This window comes from Variovorax sp. P4_D9 (assembly GCF_056401695.1).
In genome coordinates, this window is record NZ_JBFUIU010001436.1 from 1 (window position 1) to 1383 (window position 1383).

Sequence of the window (1383 nt, forward strand, 5' to 3'; positions counted from 1 at the left end):
CAGCAAGGTCCCGGCGACGCGGCTGTTGCGCCGCTCCAGCGTTTGCGACAGGCTGCCGCGCAGCACCACCACGATGGTCAGCAGGATCCAGTAGTCGTGCGAGCCCCAGGGCAAGGCGAGCGCGATGCCGTAGCCGGCGGCGATCGCCAGCGCGGCGCGGATCGCGTGGCGCAGGGGCGGCGCGTCCCAGCGCCAGAGCGTGAGGAAAGGCCGCAGCGACCATTCGGTCGGGCTGACGAACATCTGCCAGCTGGCCCGGACCACCGCCAGGTCGGGCTCGCGATCGCCGCGGGCCAGGGCCGACAGCCGCAGCACCTCGTCGTTGATGTGGCCGATGCGGCTGGCCAGCCCGCGCGCCAGCATCGCCGGCGTCGGGCCGGTGTAGCTGCGTGCCGGCGCCGCCTCCTCGTCGAGGTGGATCGCCGTCAGTTCGTGGCGGCGGTCGGGCACCGTCCCTGGCCGGCGCCCGAGCAGCAGGGCGTCGGCCAGCGCGGCGGTGTCACCGGCCAGGCCTTCGAGGATGCGCCGCATCTCGACCAGCGCCGCCGCATGGCCCGGGTGGGCCTTGAGCGCATCGAGGTCGAGTTCGCTGGCCAGCAGCAGGTCGCGCAGCTCGAGCACCGTCATCAGCATGCCGGCGAGCCGCTGCCGGGGTGGGGTGCGCGGCGATTCGAGCACGATGTCGCGGGCCGCCTGCAGCTGGTCGGCTAGCGCCGCCTGCTGGCCGAGCAGCAGGCCGAGCAGCGAGGCCGGCACCTCGCGGATATCGCCGGATTCATCGAGCGGCGTGAACTGGCGCGCCTCGGTGCGCATCAGCGCCGCCAGCGACAGCAGCAGGTCGGCCATCACCTGCACCCGGTAGCGGGCATTGAGCGCCAGGTTGGCGAGCACCGCGTAGATCACGTAGAGGCCGGCGCCGAGGCCGAAATACAGCGTGCGCTGCACGGCCTCCGCCATGTCGGCGGGCTTCTGCGTGGCCATCGAGAAGATCATTGAGAACATCACCGCGATCGCGATCGGGATGCCTCGCTTGCCCCAGGCCATCGCTAGGAAGGCCAGGAAGGTGGCCGGCACCAGCACCAGGCCGAGCTGGAGGGGCGCCGCGTGCAGCAGCTGCACGAGGAAGAACAGCGGCAGCCCAATCAGCGGCGCCGGCAGCATTTGCAGCAGCTTGCCGCGGCGCGGCGCGGGCAGGTCGGGCGGCGCGGTGACGATCACGCCGACCGAGGCGGCCGAGGCCGCGAGCGTGCCCAGCACCAGATGGACGCCGCCGGAGATCAGCAGCAGCCCGAGCGCCACCGAGACGCCGTTGGCGATGTAGTGTCCCAGCGCCACGCGCATCGCGGCGCGGCTGCGGACGGCGGCCGCGCGCTGCGCCTCCAT

At 72.8% G+C, this 1383-nt stretch carries 1 protein-coding gene; it reads right to left on the reverse strand.

What is annotated here, in order from left to right:
* Positions 1–1383: FUSC family membrane protein (locus tag AC1DY5_RS55735; protein WP_478122722.1), on the reverse strand; the 1383-nt coding region annotated here is incomplete at its 3' end.